Consider the following 19764-nt stretch of genomic DNA (forward strand, 5'->3'; position numbering starts at 1 on the left):
GGGTAAACCCGCTCCCACAGGAACTGTGCAAACCTTGAGACTTGCACAGTTCCTGTGGGAGCGGGTTTACCCGCGAAAGGGCCAGTGCAGGCTAGCGCAGAAGCGACTGGATCTGCTCGTGCAAGGTATCCAGGTCGAACGGCTTGGCCAGGATCGGTGCCTTGCGGGTGATCGGGCTGCCGGATTCGAGAATCTCCGCCGGGTAGCCGCTGATGAAGATCACCTTCAGGTCCGGCCGCAATTTCACCGCCGGCTCGGCAATGTCCACCCCGGAAATCCCGCCCGGCAAGCGGAAGTCCGTCACCATCAGGTCCAGGTGCGGCTTGCTCGCCAGGATCGCGAATGCCTGTTCACCATCTTCGGCCACCAGCACGTGGTAGCCCTCCCCTGCCAGGTAATCACGCAGGATCATGCGAATCGCCGGTTCGTCCTCGACCACCAGTACTACGTCTTGTGCATCTTCACTCATGTCAACGCCTTGAAATACTTACAGCTGGCCATCAGACCCCAGTCTCAGGCAGAGGTTGCCCGTGCCTGGTCGTTTTGTTGTTCGTAGGTTGCCAGTGGCAATTGCAAGGTGAAGGTGGCCCCTTTGCCCTCTTCACTCTGCACCAGTATGCGCCCGCCATGGGCCTGGACGATCTGCTCCGATATGTACAGCCCCAGGCCCAACCCACCACTGGCTTGCTGGGTGGCGACCCGCTCGAACTGCTGGAAGATGCGCTGCTGGTTGGCCACGCAGATGCCGATGCCATGGTCCTGCACCTGTACGCAAGCCAGGCCGTCCTGCTCGAACACCCGTACCTGCACCGGCTTGCGCTCACCATAACGCAAGGCATTGGACAACAGGTTGGCCAGCACCTGCTCGATGCGAAACTCGTCCCACTCGCCTTGCAGCGGCTCGCAGCGCTGCAACTCGATATGGGTTTCCAGTGCGCTGGCCTGGGCGGCAAAGTTCTCCACCAGGCCACGCACCAGCAGGCTCAGGTCGAACGCCTTGGGCCGCAGCGACAGTTTGCCGGTGCGGATGCGCGACACATCGAGCATGTCTTCGACCAGGCGGATCAGGCTGTTGATCTGGCGCTCGTCGCGCTCGACCATGGCCTGCAGCTTGTCGCCGCTGAAGGCGGCCAGGTTGCCGCGTGCCAGGTGCAGCTTGCGCAGCTGGGTTTCCAGGATCAGGCCATTGAGAGGGGTGCGCACCTCATGGGACACGATCGACATGAAGTCATCGCGCATACGCACGGCATGTTCCAGTTCAGCCCGCGCCGTTTGCAGCTGGGCCAGCAGCAGCTCCTGCTCCTGGCGGCTGCGTTCAAGGGCCTCCAACTGGCGGTCGAGCACCTTGCGCTGGCGGTACAGATCGACGAACACCGACACTTTGCTCTTCACCGCCAGGGTGTCGAGCGGCTTGTGCAGGAAGTCCACCGCGCCGCTTTCATAACCCTTGAACGCGTAGTTCATCTCGCGCCCGGCGGCAGTGACGAACACGATGGGGATGTTGCGGGTCTTTTCCGTGCCGCGCATCAGCTCGGCCAGCTCGAAACCGTTCATGCCCGGCATCTGCACGTCGAGGATGGCCAGGGCGAACTCGTGCTCGAGCAACAGCGACAACGCTGCCTCGGCCGACTGGGCCTGGTGCACCTCGCGGTCTTGGCCCTGGATCAGGGCGTCGAGGGCCAGCAGGTTTTCTGGCAGGTCGTCGACGATCAGCAGTTTTGCGATGGTGTGGCTTAGCATGCGCTGGGTTCCAGGGCCGCGAGCAATCGCTCGATGCCACTCAGAGAAAGAATATGGTCGGGCTGGTGCAGGGCCAGTGCGGCCTCCGGCATCAGCGCCACCTGTGCGTCGCAAGGGTCCTGGACCACGGTCCGTCCCCCGTTGCGCTTGATATAGGCCAGGCCTTCGGCGCCATCTTCGTTGGCGCCGGTGAGCAGCATGCCCAGCAGGCCGGCTCCGTAGGCATCGGCCGCCGACATGAACAGGTAGTCGATCGCCGGCCGGGAAAAATGCACCGGCGGCTCCTGGCTCAGCGACAGGGTCAGGTCACGCTCCACGGACAGGTGGTAACCCGGCCCGGCCACGTAGATCTGCCCGGCGCGCAGCGGCTGCTTGTCACGGGCTTCGCACACTGGCCGCCGCAGGCGGCGCTGCAGCACTTCGGCCAGCTGGCTGTGGCGGTCATCCGGCAGGTGCAGCACACATATCACCGGAATGGCGACGCCGGCCGGCAATGCGCCCAGCACGCTGAACAGCGCCGTCACGCCGCCCGCAGAGGCGCCGACTACCATCGCGCGTACGCCTTTCATGACTTGCGGTAGATCCGTTCGGGCTTGACCAGCGGCTCGAAACGCTCGCTGTAGGCGGAAAAATCCACCGATTCCTTGCTGCCCAGCACCAAAAAGCCGCGGTGACACAGCGACTCGTGGAACAGGCCCAGGGCGCGGTCCTGCAGCTCCTTGTTGAAGTAGATGAGCACGTTGCGGCACGACACCAGCTGGGTTTCGGAAAACACGCTGTCGGTGGCCAGGCTGTGGTCGGCGAAGGTCACGTTGTCACGCAAGGTACTATCCATGATGGCGTTGCCGTAGGCCGCGGTGTAGTACTCGGCAAAGTCACGCCGGCCGCCTGCGATGCGATAGTTTTCGGCGTACTCGTGCATGCTCTGCATCGAATAGATGCCCTGCTTGGCCTTGTCCAGCGAATGCGGATTGATGTCGGTGGCATAAATGATGGTGCGTTCCAGCAGGCCCTCCTCGCGCAGCAGGATGGCCATCGAATACACCTCCTCGCCCGTGCTGCAACCGGCAATCCACACCTTGATCGAAGGCCAGGTGCGCAGCAGCGGCACCACTTCGTTGCGCAGCGCCAGGTAGTGCCCCGGGTCGCGGAACATCTCGCTGACCGGGATCGTCAGGTACTGCAGCAACTGCATGAACATGCCAGGGTCGTGCAGCACGCGCTCCTGCAGCGCCGACACCGTGAGGCAGTCGAACTGGCGCAGCGCATGCAGGATCCGACGCTTGATCGACGCGCCGGAATAGTTGCGGAAATCGTAGCTGTACTTGAGGTAGATGGCCTCGATCAGCAAGCGGATTTCGATATCGGTGTTACGTTCGCTAGTCAAATTCGCTCCAGTTGCGGCAGCCACACACGGATCAGCGAGAACAAACGGTCCAGGTCGATCGGTTTGGCCAGGTAATCGTTGGCGCCGGCCTGCAGGCAACGCTGCTGGTCATCCTTCATCGCCTTGGCGGTCACGGCAATGATCGGCAGCTTGCGCCAGCGCGATTGCTGGCGGATCAGCCGAGTGGCCTCGAAGCCGTCCATCTCCGGCATCATCACGTCCATCAGCACCAGGTCGATGTCGTCATGCTGCTCCAGGCGCTCGATGGCTTCGCGGCCGTTGCGGCCGATTTCGACGATCGCACCCTTGTGCTCCAACGCGCTGGTGAGGGCGAAGATGTTGCGCACATCGTCGTCCACCAGCAACACCTTGCGGCCTTCGAATACCTTGTCGCGGCTGCGCGCGGTCTTGAGCATGCGCTGGCGTTCGTTGGACAACTGCGACTCGACCTTGTGCAGGAACAGCGTCACTTCGTCCAGCAGGCGCTCCGGCGAACGGGCGCCCTTGATGATGATGGAGCGCGAATACTTGAGCAGATCGGCTTCTTCTTCGCGGGTCAGGTTGCGCCCGGTATACACGATCACCGGCGGGAAGGCACGGATATCCTCGGCGGTCATGCGCTTGAGCAGCTCGTTGCCGAGCATGTCGGGCAGCTTGAGGTCGATGATCATGCAGTCGTAGATGTTCTCGCGCAGCAACGCCAGGGCATCCTGGGCCATGGCCACGGCGGTGATCTCGACATCGTCGTCGCCGATCAGGCGCGCAATGCTCTCGCGCTGCAGGTCGTCGTCCTCGACCAGCAGGATGTGCTTGAGCTTCTGGGTCAGCTTGGCCTCCAGGCGGGCGAACACTTCCTTCAGTTGTTCGCGGCTGGTGGGCTTGACCGCGTAGCCTACTGCGCCCATGTGCATGGCAGCCTCGACCCGGTCCTCCACCGAAATGATATGCACCGGGATGTGCCGGGTGCTCGCCTGCTCCTTCAGGCGTTGCAGCACGGTCAGGCCGGAATGGTCAGGCAGGCGCATGTCCAGCAGGATGGCATCGGGGATGTACTGGGCGGCCAGTTCGAAGCCCTCGTCGGCGCCCTGCGCCACCAGGCAGCTGTAGCCCAGCTCGTGGGCCAGGTCGAAGAGGATGCGGGCGAAATTCGGTTCGTCCTCGATAACCAGAATGCAGCGGTTGCCGAACGGCGCACGCTCGCGGTCGTCGTCAAACACCGGTGCCTGCCGTTTCGGCGCCGCCACCGCCGGTGCCTGCGGCGGGGGTGGCAGGCTGTCGACCGCCGGGCGCAGGCTGAGCGGCTCGATATCCTGCGCCACCCGCTCATAGCGCTCCGGCAGGATCAGGCTGAACACGCTGCCCTGGCCGGGGCTGCTGTCGACGTTGATCTGCCCGCCCAGCAGGTGCGCCAGGTCGCGGGAAATGGACAGGCCAAGGCCGGTACCGCCATAACGGCGGTTGCTGGTGCCATCGACCTGGTGGAAGGCGCCGAAGATTGCCTGCTGCTGGTCGGCGGCGATGCCGATGCCGGTATCGCGCACGGCGAAGACGATGCCGGTGCCAGGCTGGTAACCGATGTTCAGGCTGACCTGGCCGCGCTCGGTGAACTTGATGGCGTTGGACAACAGGTTCTTGAGAATCTGCTCCAGCCGCTGGCGGTCGGTGAAAAGAGTGGCCGGCACCTGCGCCTCGGCGGTCACCTCGAAGGCCAGCCCCTTGTGCCCGGCCAACGGCTCGAACATGCCACGCAGGCCTTCGACCAGGCGTTCCACCTGGGTGTTTTCGGGGCGCACTTCGAGCTTGCCGGCTTCCACCTTGGCGATGTCGAGAATGTCGTTGATCAGGTTGAGCAGGTCGTTGCCGGCCGAATAGATGGATTCGGCGAACTTGACCTGCTCGTCGCTGAGGTTGCCCTCGCCGTTCTCCGCCAGCAGCTTGGCCAGGATCAGCGAACTGTTCAACGGCGTGCGCAGCTCGTGGGACATGTTGGCGAGGAATTCGGACTTGTACTTGCTCGAACGCTGCAGCTCCTCGGCGCGCGCCTGCAGCTCGTCCTGGGCCTGGAGCAGTTCGTCGTTCTTGCGGTCCAGCGCCTCGGTGCGCTCGGACAGTTGCTCGTTGGTCTGCTCCAGTTCCGCCTGCTGGGTTTCCAGGTGGGCCTGGGACTCCTTGAGCACGCGGGATTGCTCTTCGAGCTCTTCGTTGGCGGTTTTCAGCTCTTCCTGCTGCACTTGCAGCTCTTCGTTCAGTTGCTGGGTCTCGGCCAGCACTTCCTGCAGGCGTTGCCGGTAGCGAGCGCTTTCGATGGAGATACCGAGGTTGCCACGGACCCGCTGCAGCATCTCTTCGTCACGCTCCTGCAGCGGCCGCAGGAAGCCCAGCTCCAGCACGCCGTTGATCTGCCCGTCATCGCTGCAGGGCATCAGCATGGCACTGCGCGGCAGGCCCCGGCCCAGGCCGGAACTGAGGTGGAAATAGCCTTCGGGCAAGTCGTCCAGGCGCAGCAGCCGCGCTTCGCGCACGGCCTGGGCCAGCAGGCCTTCGTGATCGCCCAGCACCTGCTCGCGTGCCTGCTCCTCGGCATCCAGGCCATAGCTGGCCACACGCACCAGGCGGCCATGTTCGTCGCGCACATACAACGCGCCGACCACGCTGCCCAGGTAACCGGCGAAGAAGCGCAGGATGTTGTCACCGAGCATGGGCAGGGTCAGCTGGCCGAGCACCTGTTCGGCCAGTTGCGTTTGCCCGTTGCGCAGCCATGCCTGGTATTCCAGGTGTTCGGCCGCGCGCTGCTGGGCTTTCAGGTTTTCGTCATAGCTACCGGACAGCGCCAGCAGGTCGCGCCGCCCGAGGTAGGCCAGCAAGGCGCTGAGGCCGACGATGAACAGCACGAAGGACGACATGACCGTGACGGTCACACTGTTGACCCGCTCGTTGCGCGCCATGCGCAACTGTTGTTCGCTGGCGATCAGGTTGTCGAACTCCTTGCGGATCTCGTCGGTCAGGCGCTTGCCGCGGCCGTTGCCGATCAAGGCGCTGTAATCACCCTGGCTGCGGCGCAAGTTGATCATCTCGCTGCCGAAGGTGTTCCACGCCTGCTGCAGGGCGATCAGCCGGTCGATGCGTTCGACCTGCTGCGGGTTGTCCTCGACCATGCCGCGCAGGCTCTGCAGGCTGCCGAAGATGCGTGGCTTGGCCACCTCGTAGGGGTCGAGGAAACGCTCGTCGCCGGTGATGAGGAAGCCACGCATGCCGGTTTCCATGTCGATCGACAGTTTGACCGTTTCGTTGGCATTGCCGATCACCCGGTCGGTGTGCTCGACCCACTGCAAGGCCGAAAGCAGGTAGTTGATCACCGCGACGAAGGCAACGGCCCCCAGCAGGCCAACCCCCAGGGGTAGGCCGACGTTGCGGCTCAACAGCTTGCGGAAGCTCCGCTGGTCCATCGTGGCTGCTTGAATCATGTGAAAACGCCCGAGCAAGTAAAGTCCATTGAAAGTGTGGCAAATCGATCGTTGTAGTTGTCTGCCGCTGCTCTGTCCCGTAAAGCGAGTCTAACCAGCTTTGACGGGTCTGGCAGGGCATTTAGCCAGTATTTGAAGGTAGCGTGCGCCAAACGTTCCATCTGATTGCAGTGCCCGGTATCCTCGGGAACTTCTGCTGCCATCTGGAGCACAGATTAAAGACATTCATTAGCACAGGATCCGAACCATGCACCTTCTGGTAGTCGAAGACGACGACATCGTACGCATGCTGATGGTCGAAGTGCTCGACGAACTGGGCTACACGGTCATCGAGGCGGCCAGTGCCGACGCGGCGCGGCGCATTCTCGAGGACCCGGGCCAGGAGTTGGCGCTGATGCTGACCGACGTGGGGCTGCCGGACATGCGCGGCGAAGAGTTGGCCGGCAGGGCGCGCGAGCTGCGCCCGCTGCTGCCGGTGCTGTTCGCCAGTGGCTATGCCGAGAACATCAAAGTGCCGGAGGGCATGCACCTGATCGGCAAGCCGTTCAGCATCGACCAGTTGCGGGAGAAGGTGCAGGCCCTTCTGGGTAACCCCTGAAGTCGGCGTCTCCTGCTTCGCGGGCTTGCCCGCTCTCACAGGGAACGCGCGCCCCTGAAGCTGGCGCTGTACCTGTGGGAGCGGGTTCACCCGCGAAAGGGCCGGAACAGGTACCACACCTCACAGCTCCCTGCGCAACAGGTAGCTATCCATGATCCACCCTTTGCGCGCCCGCTCCCGCTCACGCACTTCCACTATCTGCGCCTTTACCGCCTGCAATGGCCCGGCAATCAGCACCTCATCCGCGGTCCCAAGGTACGCCCCCCAGTAGATCATCAATGCCGGATCATCGAGCCGGGCAAACGCGCACTGCCCGTCGAGCATCACCAGCACATTGTCGATCTGCCCCTGCCCGGCCAGGCGCCGCCCTGGCAATACGGTCAACGGCTCACCGATGCGGTTGAGCGGCACCTGATGGCGCGCCGCCAACGCCTGCACGCTGCTGATGCCCGGAATTACCCGCAGGCGCAGCGCCACACCACGCTCGCGGACCAGGCCAAGTATGCGCAGGGTGCTGTCGTAAAGCGTCGGCTCGCCCCACAGCAAAAAAGCGCCGGTTTCACCGTCGCCTATCTCCTGTTCGATCAGTTGGGCATACAGCGCTGCGCGCTGCCGGTGCCAGTCCTGCACCGCGCCCAGATAGTCATCCGCCTGGCCATCGCGTGCAGGGTCGGCCACCTGTACCAGGCGGTAGCCGCCCTCGGGCCTGTAGCGTTGCAGGATGGCCTTGCGCAGGTGCACCAGTTCGTCCTTGTCGCCGCCCTTGTCGAGTACGAAGAACACGCTGGCCTGGCGCAGCGCATCGACCGCCTCGTAGGTGACCTGGCGCGGGTCACCCGGGCCGATGCCGATCAACAACAGGTCTTTCATTGCCCTGCCCTTTGCGGGAACCAGCAGCCATTGTCAGGTGGCTGCCGGTATTTGGCAAAGCGCCCCATCAGAAGACGGAGAAGTTGTAGCTGACAATGACCCGAGTCTCGTCCATGTCACGCGCCCACTTTTCATAGTTGCTGCGGTAAGTGGAATTACGCAGGCGCACACTGACATCCTTGAACGTGCCACTTTGCACCTGGTACTTGAACTCGGTGTCGCGTTCCCACTCTTTGCCTTCGGCCGTGCTGCCCGGCACCTTGATATTGTCACCGTTGATGTAGCGGGTGAAGAAGGTCAGGCCGGGCACGCCCAGGGCCTTGAAGTCATAGTCATAACGCACCTGCCAGGAACGTTCCTGGGCGGCGGCGAAATCGTTGACCTGGGCATAGTTGACCAGGTAGGGGTTGGTGCCATCCAGGTATGGCATGGCACTGTCGCCATACATGCGCTGCCAGCCGGCACTGAGCTTGTGGCCACCCAGGCTGTAGCCGAGCATGCCGCTGAACGCGCGATGGTCGATTTCGCCGGCGCGGGCATTGCCGATGTCGTCACTCTTGATCAAGCGCAGGTCTGCCGTCAGGCTGCCCACGGCCAATGGCTGGCTGGCCACCAGGCCGAGGAAGTGCTGGCGGTAGATGTTCTCCAGCTTGGCCACCTGGTACTGGGCGCTGAAGCGCTCGTTGAAACGGTAATCGACACCGGCCAGGTCAAAGTGATCAGCCTCGATATCGCAGGCATAGCGCTTGTTCTTGCAATGCACGCGAATGTCCTGGCGGTCGGTGGAATCCCGTGCGGTGTACTTGTCCAGGCGGGCCAAGGTGAACTTCAGGTCGCGCACTTCTTCGGAGGTGAGCATGGCGCCATGGAACATGGTCGGTAGCAGGCGACCATCGTTGTACTTGAGCAGCGGCAAATCCGGCATCATCGAACCGTACTTGAGCACGGTATTGGAAACCTTGACCTTGGCCGCCAGGCCCATCTTCGCGTACTGGTCCGCCGAGTGCCGTGGGTCATGGCCGGAAGACGGCAACAGGCCGCTGTTACTGTCCGCCGGGCTGGAGTCAAGTTTGAAGCCGAACATGCCCAGCGCATCCACACCAAAACCTACCGGCCCCTGCGTATAACCCGACTGTACATTGAGGATGAAACCTTGTGCCCATTCTTCGCGTTTGGACGCACCCTGGCTGGAACTGCTGTGGCCGTCACGAAAATCCCGGTTGAAATAGACATTGCGTGCTTCGACCTTTGCACTGCTGTCTTCAAGAAAACCGGCGGCCTGGGCATTGACGCCGGCACACAACAGGAACAGGCCGGCAACACGACGCCCGGGGGCGAGGGGGAAAGGGGCAAACATGGGAGAGAACATCCAGAATCAAGGCGAGTAAACAACCTGTGGCACGTACTGGCCACGGTACTGCGAGGGGGCCGGACAATAGCCAGCCATCATCTGAAATGATCGCGCGAAGGCTCTGGCATGGGCCATTGGACCATGGTCTAAGCAACCCGCAAGGCAACCGCGGAAAAACCGGAAAATACCGCGCACAAAACTAGGAAAGTTCCCGGCTTACTTACAAAAAGTTTGCAGTTTACCCAGTACCCACGAATGACTACACTCGATATCAGCGAACAGCGGAACCCACCCGCGTGGCCGGCGTTTTTATTCTTCTTCAATGTTCGTCACGCCCTGCCACGACCGACGTACAGGAGTGATTACAGTGTCCAGACTTGCAGAGTTTCGTGCTGCCGAAAAAGCGCTCCAGGAACAGATGGCGCAACTGGAAGCGTTGAAAAAGGATGCCGGCCTCAAACGCGAAATCGAATTCGAGCAGAAACTAGTCGGCCTGATGAAAAGCTACGACAAGAGCCTGCGCGATATCATCGCCATCCTCGACCCGAAGGCAGTGGCCCGGGTTACCAGTGCAGCGCCCAAGCAACAGCGCCGCGCGCGCGTGGTGAAGGTTTACACCAACCCGCACACCGGCGAGCGGATCGAGACCAAAGGGGGCAACCACCGTGGGCTCAAGGCCTGGAAAGAACAATACGGAGCCGCCACGGTAGAAAGCTGGGTACGCTGATGAAACGTCCACACGTACTTCACACTTTTTTCACAAGGGCTGGCTCAGTATCGAGACAGCTAAAGGACTAGCGACCCCATCACGCGCCCGCACATGCGGGCCTCTAATTCCAGCGCCCTGCCTCGTGCAGGGCGCTTTCATTTGCGCAATCGACACACTGCCGTATCATGGCCAGCCTGTCTGTTTTGCCGGCGCCCTGCGCCCGGCCCCGTCTCAGGAGTTCCCATGAGCCTGCACGATCTGCAAACCCTGCCTGGCGTCACCGCCCAACCGGACGCCGCCACTGCCCAGTTCGTCTTCAACCACACCATGCTGCGGGTCAAGGACATCGAGAAGTCCCTGGACTTCTACACCCGCGTGCTGGGCTTCCGCCTGGTGGACAAGCGCGACTTCCCCGAAGCCGCCTTCAGCCTGTACTTCCTGGCCCTGGTCGACCCGGCGCAGATCCCGGCCGATGACAACGAACGCCACCAATGGATGAAGTCGATCCCGGGCGTGCTGGAGCTGACCCATAACCACGGCACCGAAAACGATGCCGAATTTGCCTACCACAACGGCAATACCGACCCACGCGGCTTTGGCCATATCTGCATTTCGGTACCAGACGTACGCGCTGCCTGTGCACGCTTCGAGGCACTGGATGTACCGTTCCAGAAACGCCTGCAGGACGGGCGCATGAACCACCTGGCCTTCGTCAAGGACCCGGATGGTTACTGGGTTGAAGTCATCCAGCCGACCGAACTCAAAGGCTGAGCGCTCATCGCGGCTCGCTCGTCGGGCCGGGAACTCCCGGCCCCTTGCTGTGGTATATGAAGGTAACTGCTTCACATGCCACAGCGAGGTAAGGACGATGCAATCTCTTCACTGTGAATATCGCAAGCACACCATCACCGCCAGCGTGATGCCCCACCCCGATTCCCCCCTGCCCTATGCCGCCGGGTGCCTGATCACCGACCCCGACGGACACACCAGCAGGCGCATGTCGATGCCGATGAAGTTCTTCTCCGACCTCGAGAACGCACAGCATGTGTCGCTGGCCCATGGCCGGGCGCTGGTCGACCAGCAGCTGGATGAAGGGCACAAGGTGTTCTGACCTTGTCGATGCCTGTACCGGCCTCTTCGCGGGTAAACCCGCTCCCACAGGGGTAATGCCGCCGCTACATGCCGGCACTATCCCTGTGGAAGCGGGTTTACTCGCGAATGGGCCGGCACAGTAATAATCAGATATCCCGGGCGTACGCCACCGCCGCCTCCACCTGTGCCCGGGTCGGCCGCACCCCGGTGTACAGCACGAACTGCTCCAGCGCCTGCAGCGCGATCACCTCCAGCCCGGTGATCACCGGCTTGCCCAGCGCCCGCGCCCGGCGGATCAACGGTGTGCTCTCTGGCATCGCCACCACGTCGAACACTCGCGCCGCCGCCGCAATGGCGTTCTCGGAAAACGCCAGTTCCTCGGCCTCGGGGCCGCCCGCCATGCCGATCGGCGTCACGTTCACCAGCATGGGTGGGCACAGGTCCTCCAGCTCCGGCACCCAGCGATAACCACAGACATCCGCCAACTGCCGCCCGGCCTGCTCGTTGCGCGCAACGATGATGCCTTCGGCGAACCCGGCGTCGCGCAAGGCACTTGCCACGGCCTTGGCCATGCCGCCACTGCCGCGCAAGGCAAACGCCGTGGTCGGGTCGACCTGGTGCTGCGCCAGTAGCTGGCGCACGGCCAGGTAATCGGTGTTGTAGGCCTTCAGGTGGCCATTGGTATTGACCAGGGTATTGACCGACTCGATGGCCGCCGCCGATGGGTCGATCTCGTCGACCAAGGCCATGCAGGCCTCCTTGTACGGCATCGATACACCACAACCGCGGATACCCAAGGCGCGAATACCCGCCACCGCCGCCGGCAGGTCATCGGTGCGCATGGCCTTGTAATAGAAGTCCAGGCCCAACTGCTGGTACAGGTGGTTGTGGAACCGTACCCCGAAGGTGCCGGGGCGGCCGGCCAGGGAAATGCACAGCACGGTGTCTCTGCTGGGAGTTGTCGACATAACCTGCTCCTTTGTCATAACTGAAACGTTTGTTCAGCGTAACAGAGGCAACCGCTGGTCGTCCCTTACACAACCTTTACCGTTCCCCCGTGCTCAGCTGACGAAGAGTGGAGTCATAGTAATAGGACCCCACACCTGGAGTGTCCTTGCGAGGGTATCTTCATGAACCGTCACATTCCCGGAATCGCCCTGCTGGTCGGAGCCCTGGCCATCAGTGCGCCCGCTGTCGCCCATGGCGGCCATGGCCATGGCGGTTGGTATGGCCCCGGCCCGCTGCTGGGTGCGGCCGTGGTTGGCGCCGTGGTCGGGGCGACGGTTTATGGCGGGCGTGACCGTACCGTGTACGTCGAGCGCCAACCGGTCTACTACGGGCCGCCACCGGTGTACGTGCAACCACCGCCACCGCCGGTGTACTACCAGCCGTACTACGTGCCAGCACCACCGCCCCCGGGCTACCGAACCTACTACGGCCCGCCACCGGTGTATTACGGCCCGCCGCGGTGGTAAATGTTGATAGAACCAATGACCACTATCGAGGAAGTTAATTTCAAACCGCCCCGGCTGCTGCGTAAGGTAGGGCCATGTTTTACAGGAGGTCCACATGGCCACTATCCAGATCATGTCCGTCGTCGGCAGTGCCGTCCCCGCTTCGCTGCGTCAGCAGGGCCTGCTGGCATGCTGGTACCTGGTGCGCAACGGCGAAGCCGTAAGCGGCCCGATGCCTACCCTCGCCTCGGCCCAGGCGCTGGTCGAACAGTTGCAACCAGGCACCCTGGTCGCCTGACCCGTATTTGTTGTGCGTTGCTCCCTACGCCCTTCTGGCCCGCCTACCTGGCGGGTCTTTTTTTGCCTGGGCGCTACACCTGCACCTCCCCGCTGCAGGCTATGAACATTGCCAACAACGCGGCCAATTGGTGCTCATGCTGACCGTAGCCAGCGCCAGGCAGGCTGGCCCAGATGGGCGCGGCCTTGGCAATGGCCTGGGTAATGTGGCCGGCCTTGATCAGTGCCAGTGCGCCGCACTCGCTCAGCAACTTGATTGCCGCAAGGTCCTGGGCCTCAGGGGTAAAGCGGCCATTGAAGCCATAAGTGCTCACGATGGCATCCCAGGTACCGGCCAGAATCTGGTACCGCCCCGCTGCGGAGCTGTGGATGCCGTAGCTGGGCAACCATACCTTCTGCCTCGGGTGCCCTCTGTAGTCATTGAAAAGCTGACCGCCGACCAGGACGTTGTAGACATCATCACTGGCAACGATGGTCGAGGTACCCTCGGACCAGGCCAGCATGTCCAGGAATGCGAGCACGTTCGCGCCGCCGGCAGCGGCAGAATCCAATCGAGCCATGTTGTCTCCATACAGAAAAAGGCCCATACGCATGGGCGTGAACAGAATTTGTCTTGCGGGCCGCCTCACTCACCCTGCTTCCCGCGCAGGCGGGCGACCCCCTCACCCTGGACGATGACCTGCCGGGGAGGATGGCTGCCCCGACTGGTCAGCGCTTCGATCTTGCCCTCCAGGCGCCCTACGGTGACCACCAGCTCATTGCGTTCCTTGGCAAACTGATCGGCCCTGGCCTGCGCTTCCCTTCGTGCGTCACGCTCGATATCGAGCAGCTCGTTCAGGCGCCGGACCACGCCAATATCAGCGTTGTCCATGGCACGGTCAGCCGCATCCCTGGACAGCCACTTGCGCAGCCAGAGGAATGCACCCAGCAAAACGGTGCCTGTTCCGCCCAGCCAGGTGATGGTGCCTGGGCCGAGGTCAGTCGGATCCATGAAAACCTCATTTCCGATGGTGATGTCGTAAGCCCTGGAGAACAGCTTCTCGGAGGCTTTCCTTGCTTGCATATTAAATTTAGCCTACAGCTAATGTAATGACAAGCGTAATTTAGCTATGAGCATATTTAGCAGCGAGCTAAACACTGGCATGCTTCGCCCCATGGACATCTACGAAATTCGCAAGCACAACCTGGTCAAGCTGATCGGCAGCCAGAGGAAGGGATCCTGCGCAGAGCGCTGGGGGATGGCGCCTGCGCACCTGAGCCAGATCCTTTCGGACAAGACAGCGAAGAACCTGGGCGATGACGTGGCCCGCAGAATCGAGGGCATCGAAGGCCTGCCGCGGGGGTGGTTCGACGCGATGGCAGCGAGCGACCAGGCGCAGTCGCCGGTCGAGGCTGGCGACAGCAAGCTTTCCGCGGCCGACCTGGTGAAGCAAATGCTTGCCAGAAGCGGCAGAGGCATCCCTGAAGAAACCCGGCAAAGGCTACTGGCCGCCGCTGAGGAGCCGGCAGACTCGACGCTGGTGGCAGCTGAACTTGTTCGGCCAGGCCTGGTGGGCGACGAAGTGTGGATTGCCCACTACGACGTCCGTGCGGCAATGGGCGGCGGGCAGATTCCCCACGACTACCCCGAGATGTTCAAGGATGTTCGCGTCAGCCCAAGCCATCTGCGTGAGTTGGGCGTGGAGTTCAGCGAGCACCACCACCTGAAGATGGTGACCGGCTGGGGCCAGTCGATGGAGCCGACCATCAAGCACCGCGACCCGCTGATCGTGGACGTCAGCATCCGCGAGTTCGTCGGCGATGGAATCTACCTCTTCTCCTGGGGCGACCACATCTACATCAAGCGGCTGCAGATTGCCGACGAAGACCATTTCGAGATGATTTCCGACAACTCGCGGCACAAGGACCGCGTGATTCGCCGGGAAGAGACCTACATCCAGGCACGGGTGCTGCTGGTGTGGAATGCGCACCTTGTGTAAGCGTCATTGATCTAGCGGGGTACTGCAGGAGCAGCCGTGTGATGCGAAGAGGCCAGTACTGACAAGGCATGCCTGTCCCGGCCTTTTCGCAGCACAAGGCTGCTCCTACGAAGCGGGCATTTTCCGATGTTCAGAAAGGTGCCGCCTCCTCTACCGGCTGCTCGCTGTCCTGCTCGACGATAAAGTCGTCGCGCTCCTCCACGCTGCCGCGCTCCCAGCGCACCGTCACGCTCTCGTCGTCGTTGAAGGTCAGTTCCAACTCGGGCGTCTCGGCCAGCAGGCCCATCACCTCCTCCCACTCGGCATCACCATCGGTATCCAGGCGATGTACCGTCACCCAACGCTGCGTCTGCGCGAGCGGGTGGTTGATCATCGCTGATACCCGCAAGCTCAGCCGCTCCATTCCGGTCATTTCCTGGCGCTGATGGGGCGTCGACTTCATCTGCTTAGACATATTGTTATCCTGACAGCTGTATATTCGTACAGTATTCGAGGAAAGCTTATCTCACCGGCAAATCAAGCGTAAAGCCCCGCTGCGGAAAATTTTCGCCAACAGGTAATTTGTCGCCCGGCGAAATAATTTTAGCCATGAGCTATTGACACAAATTTAGCGCGAGGCTAAATTTCGTTCCAGCAGCCGCCACCGTGCTGCTGTGGCATCAACCGTCATTTCATTCAGGAGTTACACCATGAGCGTAGATATCCGCAACCTCACCATCGCCGTTCCGGTAGCCGAATCATCGATCAGCACCGTAGCGGGCGAACTCACCGGCAGCGAAGCGATTGCCCTGTACCCGACCTACGTGACAGTGCTCAGCGATGGTTCGGTCCAGTTGTTTGCCCCCACCAAAGGCGCCTCGAGCAAAAGCACCCGCAGGACCCGCTGCGAATGGTCGGAGCCCAGATACTGGACCCTGGGCAGCGCCCCGGATCACTGGAATCGTCAGGAGATGACGCTGACCAAGGTCAACTGGGCGCAGAAGGTGGTCATTGCGCAGATGCACGTCTACGGGGACGACAGCCCGCCCGTGAAGGTGTTCTGGAAGAAGGGCGACATCACCCTGGGGTTTCGACAGACCTACAACCAGGCAGATCCCGTAAATTCCACGGTGCTCAAGGGGGTACCGCTAGGGGCGAAGTTCGAGGTGAGCATCCACGCCACCTCCGCAGGCGTGGTGAACGTCACAGCCAGGTGCAATGGAGTGAGCGGTTCGTCCGGCGATCTGCAGTTCGACAGCACCTGGGCTTCGCAGCTATTCGAATTCCACGGCGGGGTCTACAACCAGGTGGACTACACCGATACCACGCCTGCCGATGACGGCTCGATCTGCATCATCAGCGACCTCTCGCTGATCCATGCCTGAACCCAGGCAACCGGCAAGGCATCCCGATGCCCCTGCCCCCCAGTGCAGGTTGCATCGGGATAGCCGGGCGCGGTCATGATTTGCGGTCGCCCTCGGGCGCGATACTCATGGCTGGCGGGCTGATCCAGCGGCAGGCCGAGCGAGGTTGTACTGTTGGCTTCGACAGAATGATGATAGGAAAGAACTGGTACCGGATTAAATTTCGTTCACGTTGCGCCCTTTAGTCATAAGGCATTCGACAGCAAATCAGCCATACTCCAGAATGCAGCGGTTTTATGGGGGAAAACCCTTGCACAGCCAACGACATACCAACTTTTAGTGAGCCTCAACGTGAAAACATCCCTGTCCATCCTCAGCCTGCTGCTGTTGCTCACAGGTACTGCGACCCTTCCGTCGACCGCTGCTGCACAACCCCCGGTCCAGGTTCAACGCGACCCGTCCAAGCTGCACCTTGCCTCGGGCAGCGCCCTGCTGATCGACCTGAACACCAACCAGGAGCTGTATTCGAGCCACGCTGACCGCGTGGTGCCGATTGCCTCGGTGACCAAGCTGATGACGGCGATGGTAGTGCTGGATGCCAAGCAGCCCATGGATGAGATGCTCACCATGACCATTGCCAACAACCCGGAAATGAAAGGCGTGTATTCGCGTGTGCGGCTGGGCAGCCAACTCGACCGCCGCGAAACCTTGCTGATTACCCTGATGTCGTCGGAAAACCGCGCGGCCAACACCCTGGCCAACCATTACCCCGGCGGTTACCCGGCGTTCATCAAGGCGATGAACGCCAAGGCCCGCAGCCTGGGCATGGCGCACACCCGCTACGTCGAGCCGACCGGCCTTTCGACGCAGAACGTGTCCACGGCCCGTGACCTGGCCAAGCTGCTGATGGCTTCGCGCAAGTACCCGATGCTGAGCGAGCTGTCGACCACCCGCGAGAAGACCGTGGCCTTCCGCAAGCCCAACTACACCTTGGGCTTTCGCAACACCGACCACCTGGTGAACAAGAGCAACTGGGACATCAAGCTGACCAAGACCGGCTTTACCAATGAAGCCGGGCACTGCCTGGTGTTGCTGACCCGCATGGACAACCGCCCGGTGGCGATGGTGATCCTCGACGCCTTTGGCAAGTACACCCACTTCGCCGATGCCAGCCGCATGCGTCAGTGGCTGGAAACCGGCGCTGCCAAACCGGCGCCGGCAGTGGCCATGCAGTACAAGGCGGAGCGGCAGAACAAGGGCCGCCTGGCGGCCGAATGACCGCCACCTGATGCTACCCGGCCCCTGTAGGAGCGGCCTTGTGTCGCGATGGGCTGCAACGCAGCCCCGACGATTTGTGCATTGATGCCAACATCCCGGGGCCGCTTCGCAGCCCATCGCGACACAAGGCCGCTCCTACAGGGGACCGTATCCGCTGTCAGGCCGTGGTGCTGACCATCCCGCCCGCGCTGCTGCCACCTGTTTTCTGTAGCGCTTCAAGCAACTGCGCGGTGGCCTGCAGGATTTCACCATTGATGGTGGCGATGCTCGCCTGCTTGGCGGACACAGCTGCCAGCTTGGTGGTTTCGTCCATCTTCTGCGCCATCAACTGGGCCAGTTGCTTCTGTTCCTCGGCCAGTTGCTTTTGCAGCTTCTTGATCATTTCGCGCAATTGCCTGATGTGCGCAGGCTCGGAACTCTCACTGCTGCCCTGGGCACCCTGAGCCTGGGCGCCACCGTTCAATTTCGACGTGTCGGCCTGAGTGCCGGCCCCACTCTCTTCAGTCTTCTGCGCATCCTGGCTGTCGGCAGCCTGGGTTGCAATCACCGCCTGGGGCGTGGTGCTGATGCTGACTGCTGCAATACCTGTCATGTCTTTCTCCCTGCGTTGCAAATGGGTCCTTGGGTTGTTCTGCCTATCGGCCGCCAGGCGCAAGCCTTTAGCCCCCCGTTGCAAGCGGCCAGTCGCCCGCCAGTAAATTCCCCATCGTTTGGCTCGTTCCACCCAATGTACAAGCGCAGGCGCCGGCCTCTCCGGGCGTGCGTCAACATTCGACCATTATGGAACCGCAGCCATGAGCCAGTCTGCAAAACCGGAAACCATCAAGGACCTGATCGGCGTGGGCTTCGGCCCTTCCAACCTGGCCCTGGCCATCGCCCTGGAAGAACTCGCCGAGTCTCAGGGCCATGCCCTCGACGCGCTGTTCATCGACAAACAACAGGACTATCGCTGGCACGGCGAAACCCTGGCCACCCAGAGCGAGTTGCAGATCTCGTTCCTCAAGGACCTGGTGTCGCTGCGCAACCCCACCAGCCCCTACAGCTTCGTCAACTACCTGCACCAGAAACAGCGCCTGGCCGACTTCATCAACCTCGGCACCTTCTACCCCTGCCGCCTCGAGTACAACGACTACCTGCGCTGGGCCGCCGAGCACTTCGCCACCCAGGCGGTATATGGCGAGGAAGTGCTGCGCATCGAACCGGACGTACAGGCGGGTCGGGTCGAGCACCTGCGCCTGGTCTCGCGCGACGCCCAGGGCCGCGAATACAGCCGCCGCACCCGTTCGGTGGTGGTCGCCAGCGGCGGCACGCCGAAAATTCCGGAAAAGTTCGGCGCCTTCAAGGACGACCCGCGGGTATTCCACCACTCCCAGTACCTGAGCAGCCTGAACAAGCTGCCATGCACCGTGGGCAGGCCGATGCGCATTGCCGTGATCGGTTCGGGCCAGAGCGCCGCCGAGGCGTTCATCGACCTCAATGACAGCTACCCGTCGGTCAAGGTCGACATGATCCTGCGCGGTTCGGCCCTCAAGCCTGCCGATGACAGCCCGTTCGTCAACGAGATCTTCTCGCCGGACTACACCGACCTGGTCTACAACGAACCGGCCGACCAACGCAGCAAGCTGCTGGGCGAATACCACAACACCAACTATTCGGTGGTCGATCTCAACCTCATCGAACGCATCTACGGCATCCTTTACCGGCAGAAGGTTGCCCACCAGTACCGCCACAACGTGCTGTGCCGGCGCCAGGTCGAAGCCGTCGTGGCCACCCGCGAAGGCCTGGAGCTGACCCTGCGCGACGTTGCCACCGGCCAGCAGCAGACCCACCGCTACGACGCGGTGATACTCGCCACCGGCTACGAGCGCCGCTCACACCGTGACCTGCTGGCGCCCCTGGCCGGCTATGTGGAAGATTTCAGCGTCGACCGCAACTACCGCATGCTGGCCAGCCCCGACCTGCAGGCCTCGGTGTACCTGCAGGGCTTCTGCGAAAACAGCCACGGCCTGAGTGACACCCTGCTCTCGGTGCTGCCGGCGCGCGCTGCAGAAATTGGCCGCGCGCTGTACCAGGACCTGGCGCATCTGCACGACAAGCCGCAACCGGCATTGGCCCTGACCCGCGCCTGATCCCTCCTGCTTCATGCCTTCCAGGCCGACCTTGGCCTGAATCGATTGGGGCCGCTGTGCGGCCCATCGCCGG

Annotated in this window: 22 protein-coding genes; 10 read left to right on the top strand and 12 right to left on the bottom strand. The window is 62.2% G+C overall.

The window, feature by feature from the left end; genetic code table 11:
* Positions 1-91 precede the first annotated feature (91 nt).
* From ACK1U9_RS07465 to ACK1U9_RS07485, 5 genes are read right to left on the bottom strand one after another with little or no spacing between them, the layout of a single operon-like run.
* Positions 92-469 (bottom strand): response regulator, encoded by a 378-nt coding sequence (locus ACK1U9_RS07465; protein WP_003256176.1) that lies wholly within the window; start codon positions 467-469, stop codon positions 92-94.
* Positions 470-513: 44 nt separating this feature from the next.
* Positions 514-1740, bottom strand: a complete 1227-nt coding sequence (locus ACK1U9_RS07470; RefSeq protein ID WP_046615191.1) for a hybrid sensor histidine kinase/response regulator — start codon at positions 1738-1740, stop codon at positions 514-516.
* Complete coding sequence (locus ACK1U9_RS07475; protein WP_085599227.1) at positions 1734-2309, bottom strand: chemotaxis protein CheB; 576 nt, start codon at positions 2307-2309, stop codon at positions 1734-1736. The genes ACK1U9_RS07470 and ACK1U9_RS07475 overlap by 7 nt, the downstream gene beginning before the upstream one ends.
* Complete coding sequence (locus ACK1U9_RS07480; protein WP_046615189.1) at positions 2306-3127, bottom strand: CheR family methyltransferase; 822 nt, start codon at positions 3125-3127, stop codon at positions 2306-2308. The genes ACK1U9_RS07475 and ACK1U9_RS07480 overlap by 4 nt, the downstream gene beginning before the upstream one ends.
* A complete protein-coding gene (locus ACK1U9_RS07485) occupies positions 3124-6591 on the bottom strand; it encodes a response regulator (protein WP_046615188.1) in 3468 nt (1155 codons plus the stop codon). The genes ACK1U9_RS07480 and ACK1U9_RS07485 overlap by 4 nt, the downstream gene beginning before the upstream one ends.
* Before the next feature lie 247 nt (positions 6592-6838).
* Here ACK1U9_RS07485 and ACK1U9_RS07490 point away from each other — a divergent pair, with 247 nt between their 5' ends.
* A complete protein-coding gene (locus ACK1U9_RS07490; RefSeq protein WP_108481489.1) occupies positions 6839-7189 on the top strand; it encodes a response regulator in 351 nt (116 codons plus the stop codon).
* Between the two features lie 120 nt (positions 7190-7309).
* Here ACK1U9_RS07490 and cobF read toward each other — a convergent pair whose 3' ends face one another.
* Both cobF and ACK1U9_RS07500 read right to left on the bottom strand, forming a co-directional pair.
* Positions 7310-8059: a precorrin-6A synthase (deacetylating) gene (gene cobF, locus ACK1U9_RS07495; RefSeq protein WP_046615186.1), complete on the bottom strand. Its 750-nt coding sequence runs from the start codon at positions 8057-8059 to the stop codon at positions 7310-7312.
* 67 nt (positions 8060-8126) lie between these two features.
* Positions 8127-9416, bottom strand: coding sequence for an OprD family porin (locus ACK1U9_RS07500; protein WP_046615185.1), 1290 nt, complete (start codon positions 9414-9416; stop codon positions 8127-8129).
* Between the two features lie 361 nt (positions 9417-9777).
* On the opposite strand from ACK1U9_RS07500, the gene ACK1U9_RS07505 reads away from it, so the two are divergent.
* The 3 genes from ACK1U9_RS07505 to ACK1U9_RS07515 all read left to right on the top strand — a co-directional run bounded on the left by ACK1U9_RS07505 (position 9778) and on the right by ACK1U9_RS07515 (position 11230).
* Positions 9778-10137 (top strand): histone-like nucleoid-structuring protein, MvaT/MvaU family, encoded by a 360-nt coding sequence (locus tag ACK1U9_RS07505; protein WP_046615184.1) that lies wholly within the window; start codon positions 9778-9780, stop codon positions 10135-10137.
* Between the two features lie 225 nt (positions 10138-10362).
* Positions 10363-10890 (top strand): lactoylglutathione lyase, encoded by a 528-nt coding sequence (gene gloA / locus ACK1U9_RS07510; RefSeq protein WP_085599231.1) that lies wholly within the window; start codon positions 10363-10365, stop codon positions 10888-10890.
* A 97-nt stretch (positions 10891-10987) separates the two neighbouring features.
* A complete protein-coding gene (locus tag ACK1U9_RS07515) occupies positions 10988-11230 on the top strand; it encodes a hypothetical protein (protein ID WP_013973119.1) in 243 nt (80 codons plus the stop codon).
* A gap of 127 nt (positions 11231-11357) precedes the next feature.
* Here ACK1U9_RS07515 and ACK1U9_RS07520 read toward each other — a convergent pair whose 3' ends face one another.
* Positions 11358-12179 carry a shikimate 5-dehydrogenase gene (locus tag ACK1U9_RS07520; protein ID WP_046615182.1) on the bottom strand — a complete coding sequence of 274 codons (822 nt, stop codon included), beginning with the start codon at positions 12177-12179 and terminating at the stop codon, positions 11358-11360.
* A gap of 162 nt (positions 12180-12341) precedes the next feature.
* Here ACK1U9_RS07520 and ACK1U9_RS07525 point away from each other — a divergent pair, with 162 nt between their 5' ends.
* Positions 12342-12686, top strand: coding sequence for a hypothetical protein (locus ACK1U9_RS07525; RefSeq protein ID WP_025338687.1), 345 nt, complete (start codon positions 12342-12344; stop codon positions 12684-12686).
* 94 nt (positions 12687-12780) lie between these two features.
* Complete coding sequence (locus ACK1U9_RS07530) at positions 12781-12963, top strand: hypothetical protein (protein WP_025338686.1); 183 nt, start codon at positions 12781-12783, stop codon at positions 12961-12963.
* 73 nt (positions 12964-13036) lie between these two features.
* Here the strand turns inward: ACK1U9_RS07530 and ACK1U9_RS07535 are convergent, their stop codons facing one another.
* Positions 13037-13522, bottom strand: coding sequence for a glycoside hydrolase family 24 protein (locus ACK1U9_RS07535; RefSeq protein WP_449109802.1), 486 nt, complete (start codon positions 13520-13522; stop codon positions 13037-13039).
* Between the two features lie 65 nt (positions 13523-13587).
* Complete coding sequence (locus ACK1U9_RS07540; RefSeq protein WP_046615180.1) at positions 13588-13953, bottom strand: hypothetical protein; 366 nt, start codon at positions 13951-13953, stop codon at positions 13588-13590.
* A 163-nt stretch (positions 13954-14116) separates the two neighbouring features.
* Between ACK1U9_RS07540 and ACK1U9_RS07545 the strand changes: the two genes are divergently transcribed.
* Entirely contained in the window at positions 14117-14941 is an 825-nt protein-coding gene (locus tag ACK1U9_RS07545) for a S24 family peptidase (RefSeq protein ID WP_108479872.1), read from the top strand.
* Between the two features lie 130 nt (positions 14942-15071).
* Here ACK1U9_RS07545 and ACK1U9_RS07550 read toward each other — a convergent pair whose 3' ends face one another.
* Positions 15072-15395 carry a DUF1654 domain-containing protein gene (locus ACK1U9_RS07550; RefSeq protein ID WP_085599235.1) on the bottom strand — a complete coding sequence of 108 codons (324 nt, stop codon included), beginning with the start codon at positions 15393-15395 and terminating at the stop codon, positions 15072-15074.
* A 235-nt stretch (positions 15396-15630) separates the two neighbouring features.
* Between ACK1U9_RS07550 and ACK1U9_RS07555 the strand changes: the two genes are divergently transcribed.
* Together ACK1U9_RS07555 and pbpG are read left to right on the top strand one after the other, a co-directional pair.
* Positions 15631-16305 (top strand): polysaccharide lyase family 7 protein, encoded by a 675-nt coding sequence (locus tag ACK1U9_RS07555; RefSeq protein WP_046615177.1) that lies wholly within the window; start codon positions 15631-15633, stop codon positions 16303-16305.
* A gap of 330 nt (positions 16306-16635) precedes the next feature.
* Complete coding sequence (gene pbpG / locus ACK1U9_RS07560) at positions 16636-17562, top strand: D-alanyl-D-alanine endopeptidase (protein WP_108481018.1); 927 nt, start codon at positions 16636-16638, stop codon at positions 17560-17562.
* Positions 17563-17719: 157 nt separating this feature from the next.
* On the opposite strand, the gene ACK1U9_RS07565 is transcribed toward pbpG, so the two are convergent.
* Positions 17720-18154, bottom strand: a complete 435-nt coding sequence (locus ACK1U9_RS07565; protein ID WP_046615147.1) for a hypothetical protein — start codon at positions 18152-18154, stop codon at positions 17720-17722.
* Between the two features lie 202 nt (positions 18155-18356).
* On the opposite strand from ACK1U9_RS07565, the gene ACK1U9_RS07570 reads away from it, so the two are divergent.
* A complete protein-coding gene (locus ACK1U9_RS07570; protein WP_449109803.1) occupies positions 18357-19691 on the top strand; it encodes a lysine N(6)-hydroxylase/L-ornithine N(5)-oxygenase family protein in 1335 nt (444 codons plus the stop codon).
* Positions 19692-19764: the final 73 nt, after the last annotated feature.

This window comes from Pseudomonas sp. XP1 (assembly GCF_053557675.1).

Bases quoted from the DNA above. Each gene is read 5' to 3' on its own strand.
- ACK1U9_RS07465 (WP_003256176.1), bottom strand. From the start codon at position 469: ATGAGTGAAGATGCACAAGACGTAGTACTGGTGGTCGAGGACGAACCG.
- ACK1U9_RS07470 (WP_046615191.1), bottom strand. From the start codon at position 1,740: ATGCTAAGCCACACCATCGCAAAACTGCTGATCGTCGACGACCTGCCA.
- ACK1U9_RS07475 (WP_085599227.1), bottom strand. From the start codon at position 2,309: ATGAAAGGCGTACGCGCGATGGTAGTCGGCGCCTCTGCGGGCGGCGTG.
- ACK1U9_RS07485 (WP_046615188.1), bottom strand. From the start codon at position 6,591: ATGATTCAAGCAGCCACGATGGACCAGCGGAGCTTCCGCAAGCTGTTG.
- ACK1U9_RS07490 (WP_108481489.1), top strand. From the start codon at position 6,839: ATGCACCTTCTGGTAGTCGAAGACGACGACATCGTACGCATGCTGATG.
- cobF (WP_046615186.1), bottom strand. From the start codon at position 8,059: ATGAAAGACCTGTTGTTGATCGGCATCGGCCCGGGTGACCCGCGCCAG.
- ACK1U9_RS07500 (WP_046615185.1), bottom strand. From the start codon at position 9,416: ATGTTTGCCCCTTTCCCCCTCGCCCCCGGGCGTCGTGTTGCCGGCCTG.
- gloA (WP_085599231.1), top strand. From the start codon at position 10,363: ATGAGCCTGCACGATCTGCAAACCCTGCCTGGCGTCACCGCCCAACCG.
- ACK1U9_RS07515 (WP_013973119.1), top strand. From the start codon at position 10,988: ATGCAATCTCTTCACTGTGAATATCGCAAGCACACCATCACCGCCAGC.
- ACK1U9_RS07520 (WP_046615182.1), bottom strand. From the start codon at position 12,179: ATGTCGACAACTCCCAGCAGAGACACCGTGCTGTGCATTTCCCTGGCC.
- ACK1U9_RS07525 (WP_025338687.1), top strand. From the start codon at position 12,342: ATGAACCGTCACATTCCCGGAATCGCCCTGCTGGTCGGAGCCCTGGCC.
- ACK1U9_RS07530 (WP_025338686.1), top strand. From the start codon at position 12,781: ATGGCCACTATCCAGATCATGTCCGTCGTCGGCAGTGCCGTCCCCGCT.
- ACK1U9_RS07535 (WP_449109802.1), bottom strand. From the start codon at position 13,522: ATGGCTCGATTGGATTCTGCCGCTGCCGGCGGCGCGAACGTGCTCGCA.
- ACK1U9_RS07540 (WP_046615180.1), bottom strand. From the start codon at position 13,953: ATGGATCCGACTGACCTCGGCCCAGGCACCATCACCTGGCTGGGCGGA.
- ACK1U9_RS07545 (WP_108479872.1), top strand. From the start codon at position 14,117: ATGGACATCTACGAAATTCGCAAGCACAACCTGGTCAAGCTGATCGGC.
- ACK1U9_RS07550 (WP_085599235.1), bottom strand. From the start codon at position 15,395: ATGTCTAAGCAGATGAAGTCGACGCCCCATCAGCGCCAGGAAATGACC.
- ACK1U9_RS07555 (WP_046615177.1), top strand. From the start codon at position 15,631: ATGAGCGTAGATATCCGCAACCTCACCATCGCCGTTCCGGTAGCCGAA.
- ACK1U9_RS07565 (WP_046615147.1), bottom strand. From the start codon at position 18,154: ATGACAGGTATTGCAGCAGTCAGCATCAGCACCACGCCCCAGGCGGTG.
- ACK1U9_RS07570 (WP_449109803.1), top strand. From the start codon at position 18,357: ATGAGCCAGTCTGCAAAACCGGAAACCATCAAGGACCTGATCGGCGTG.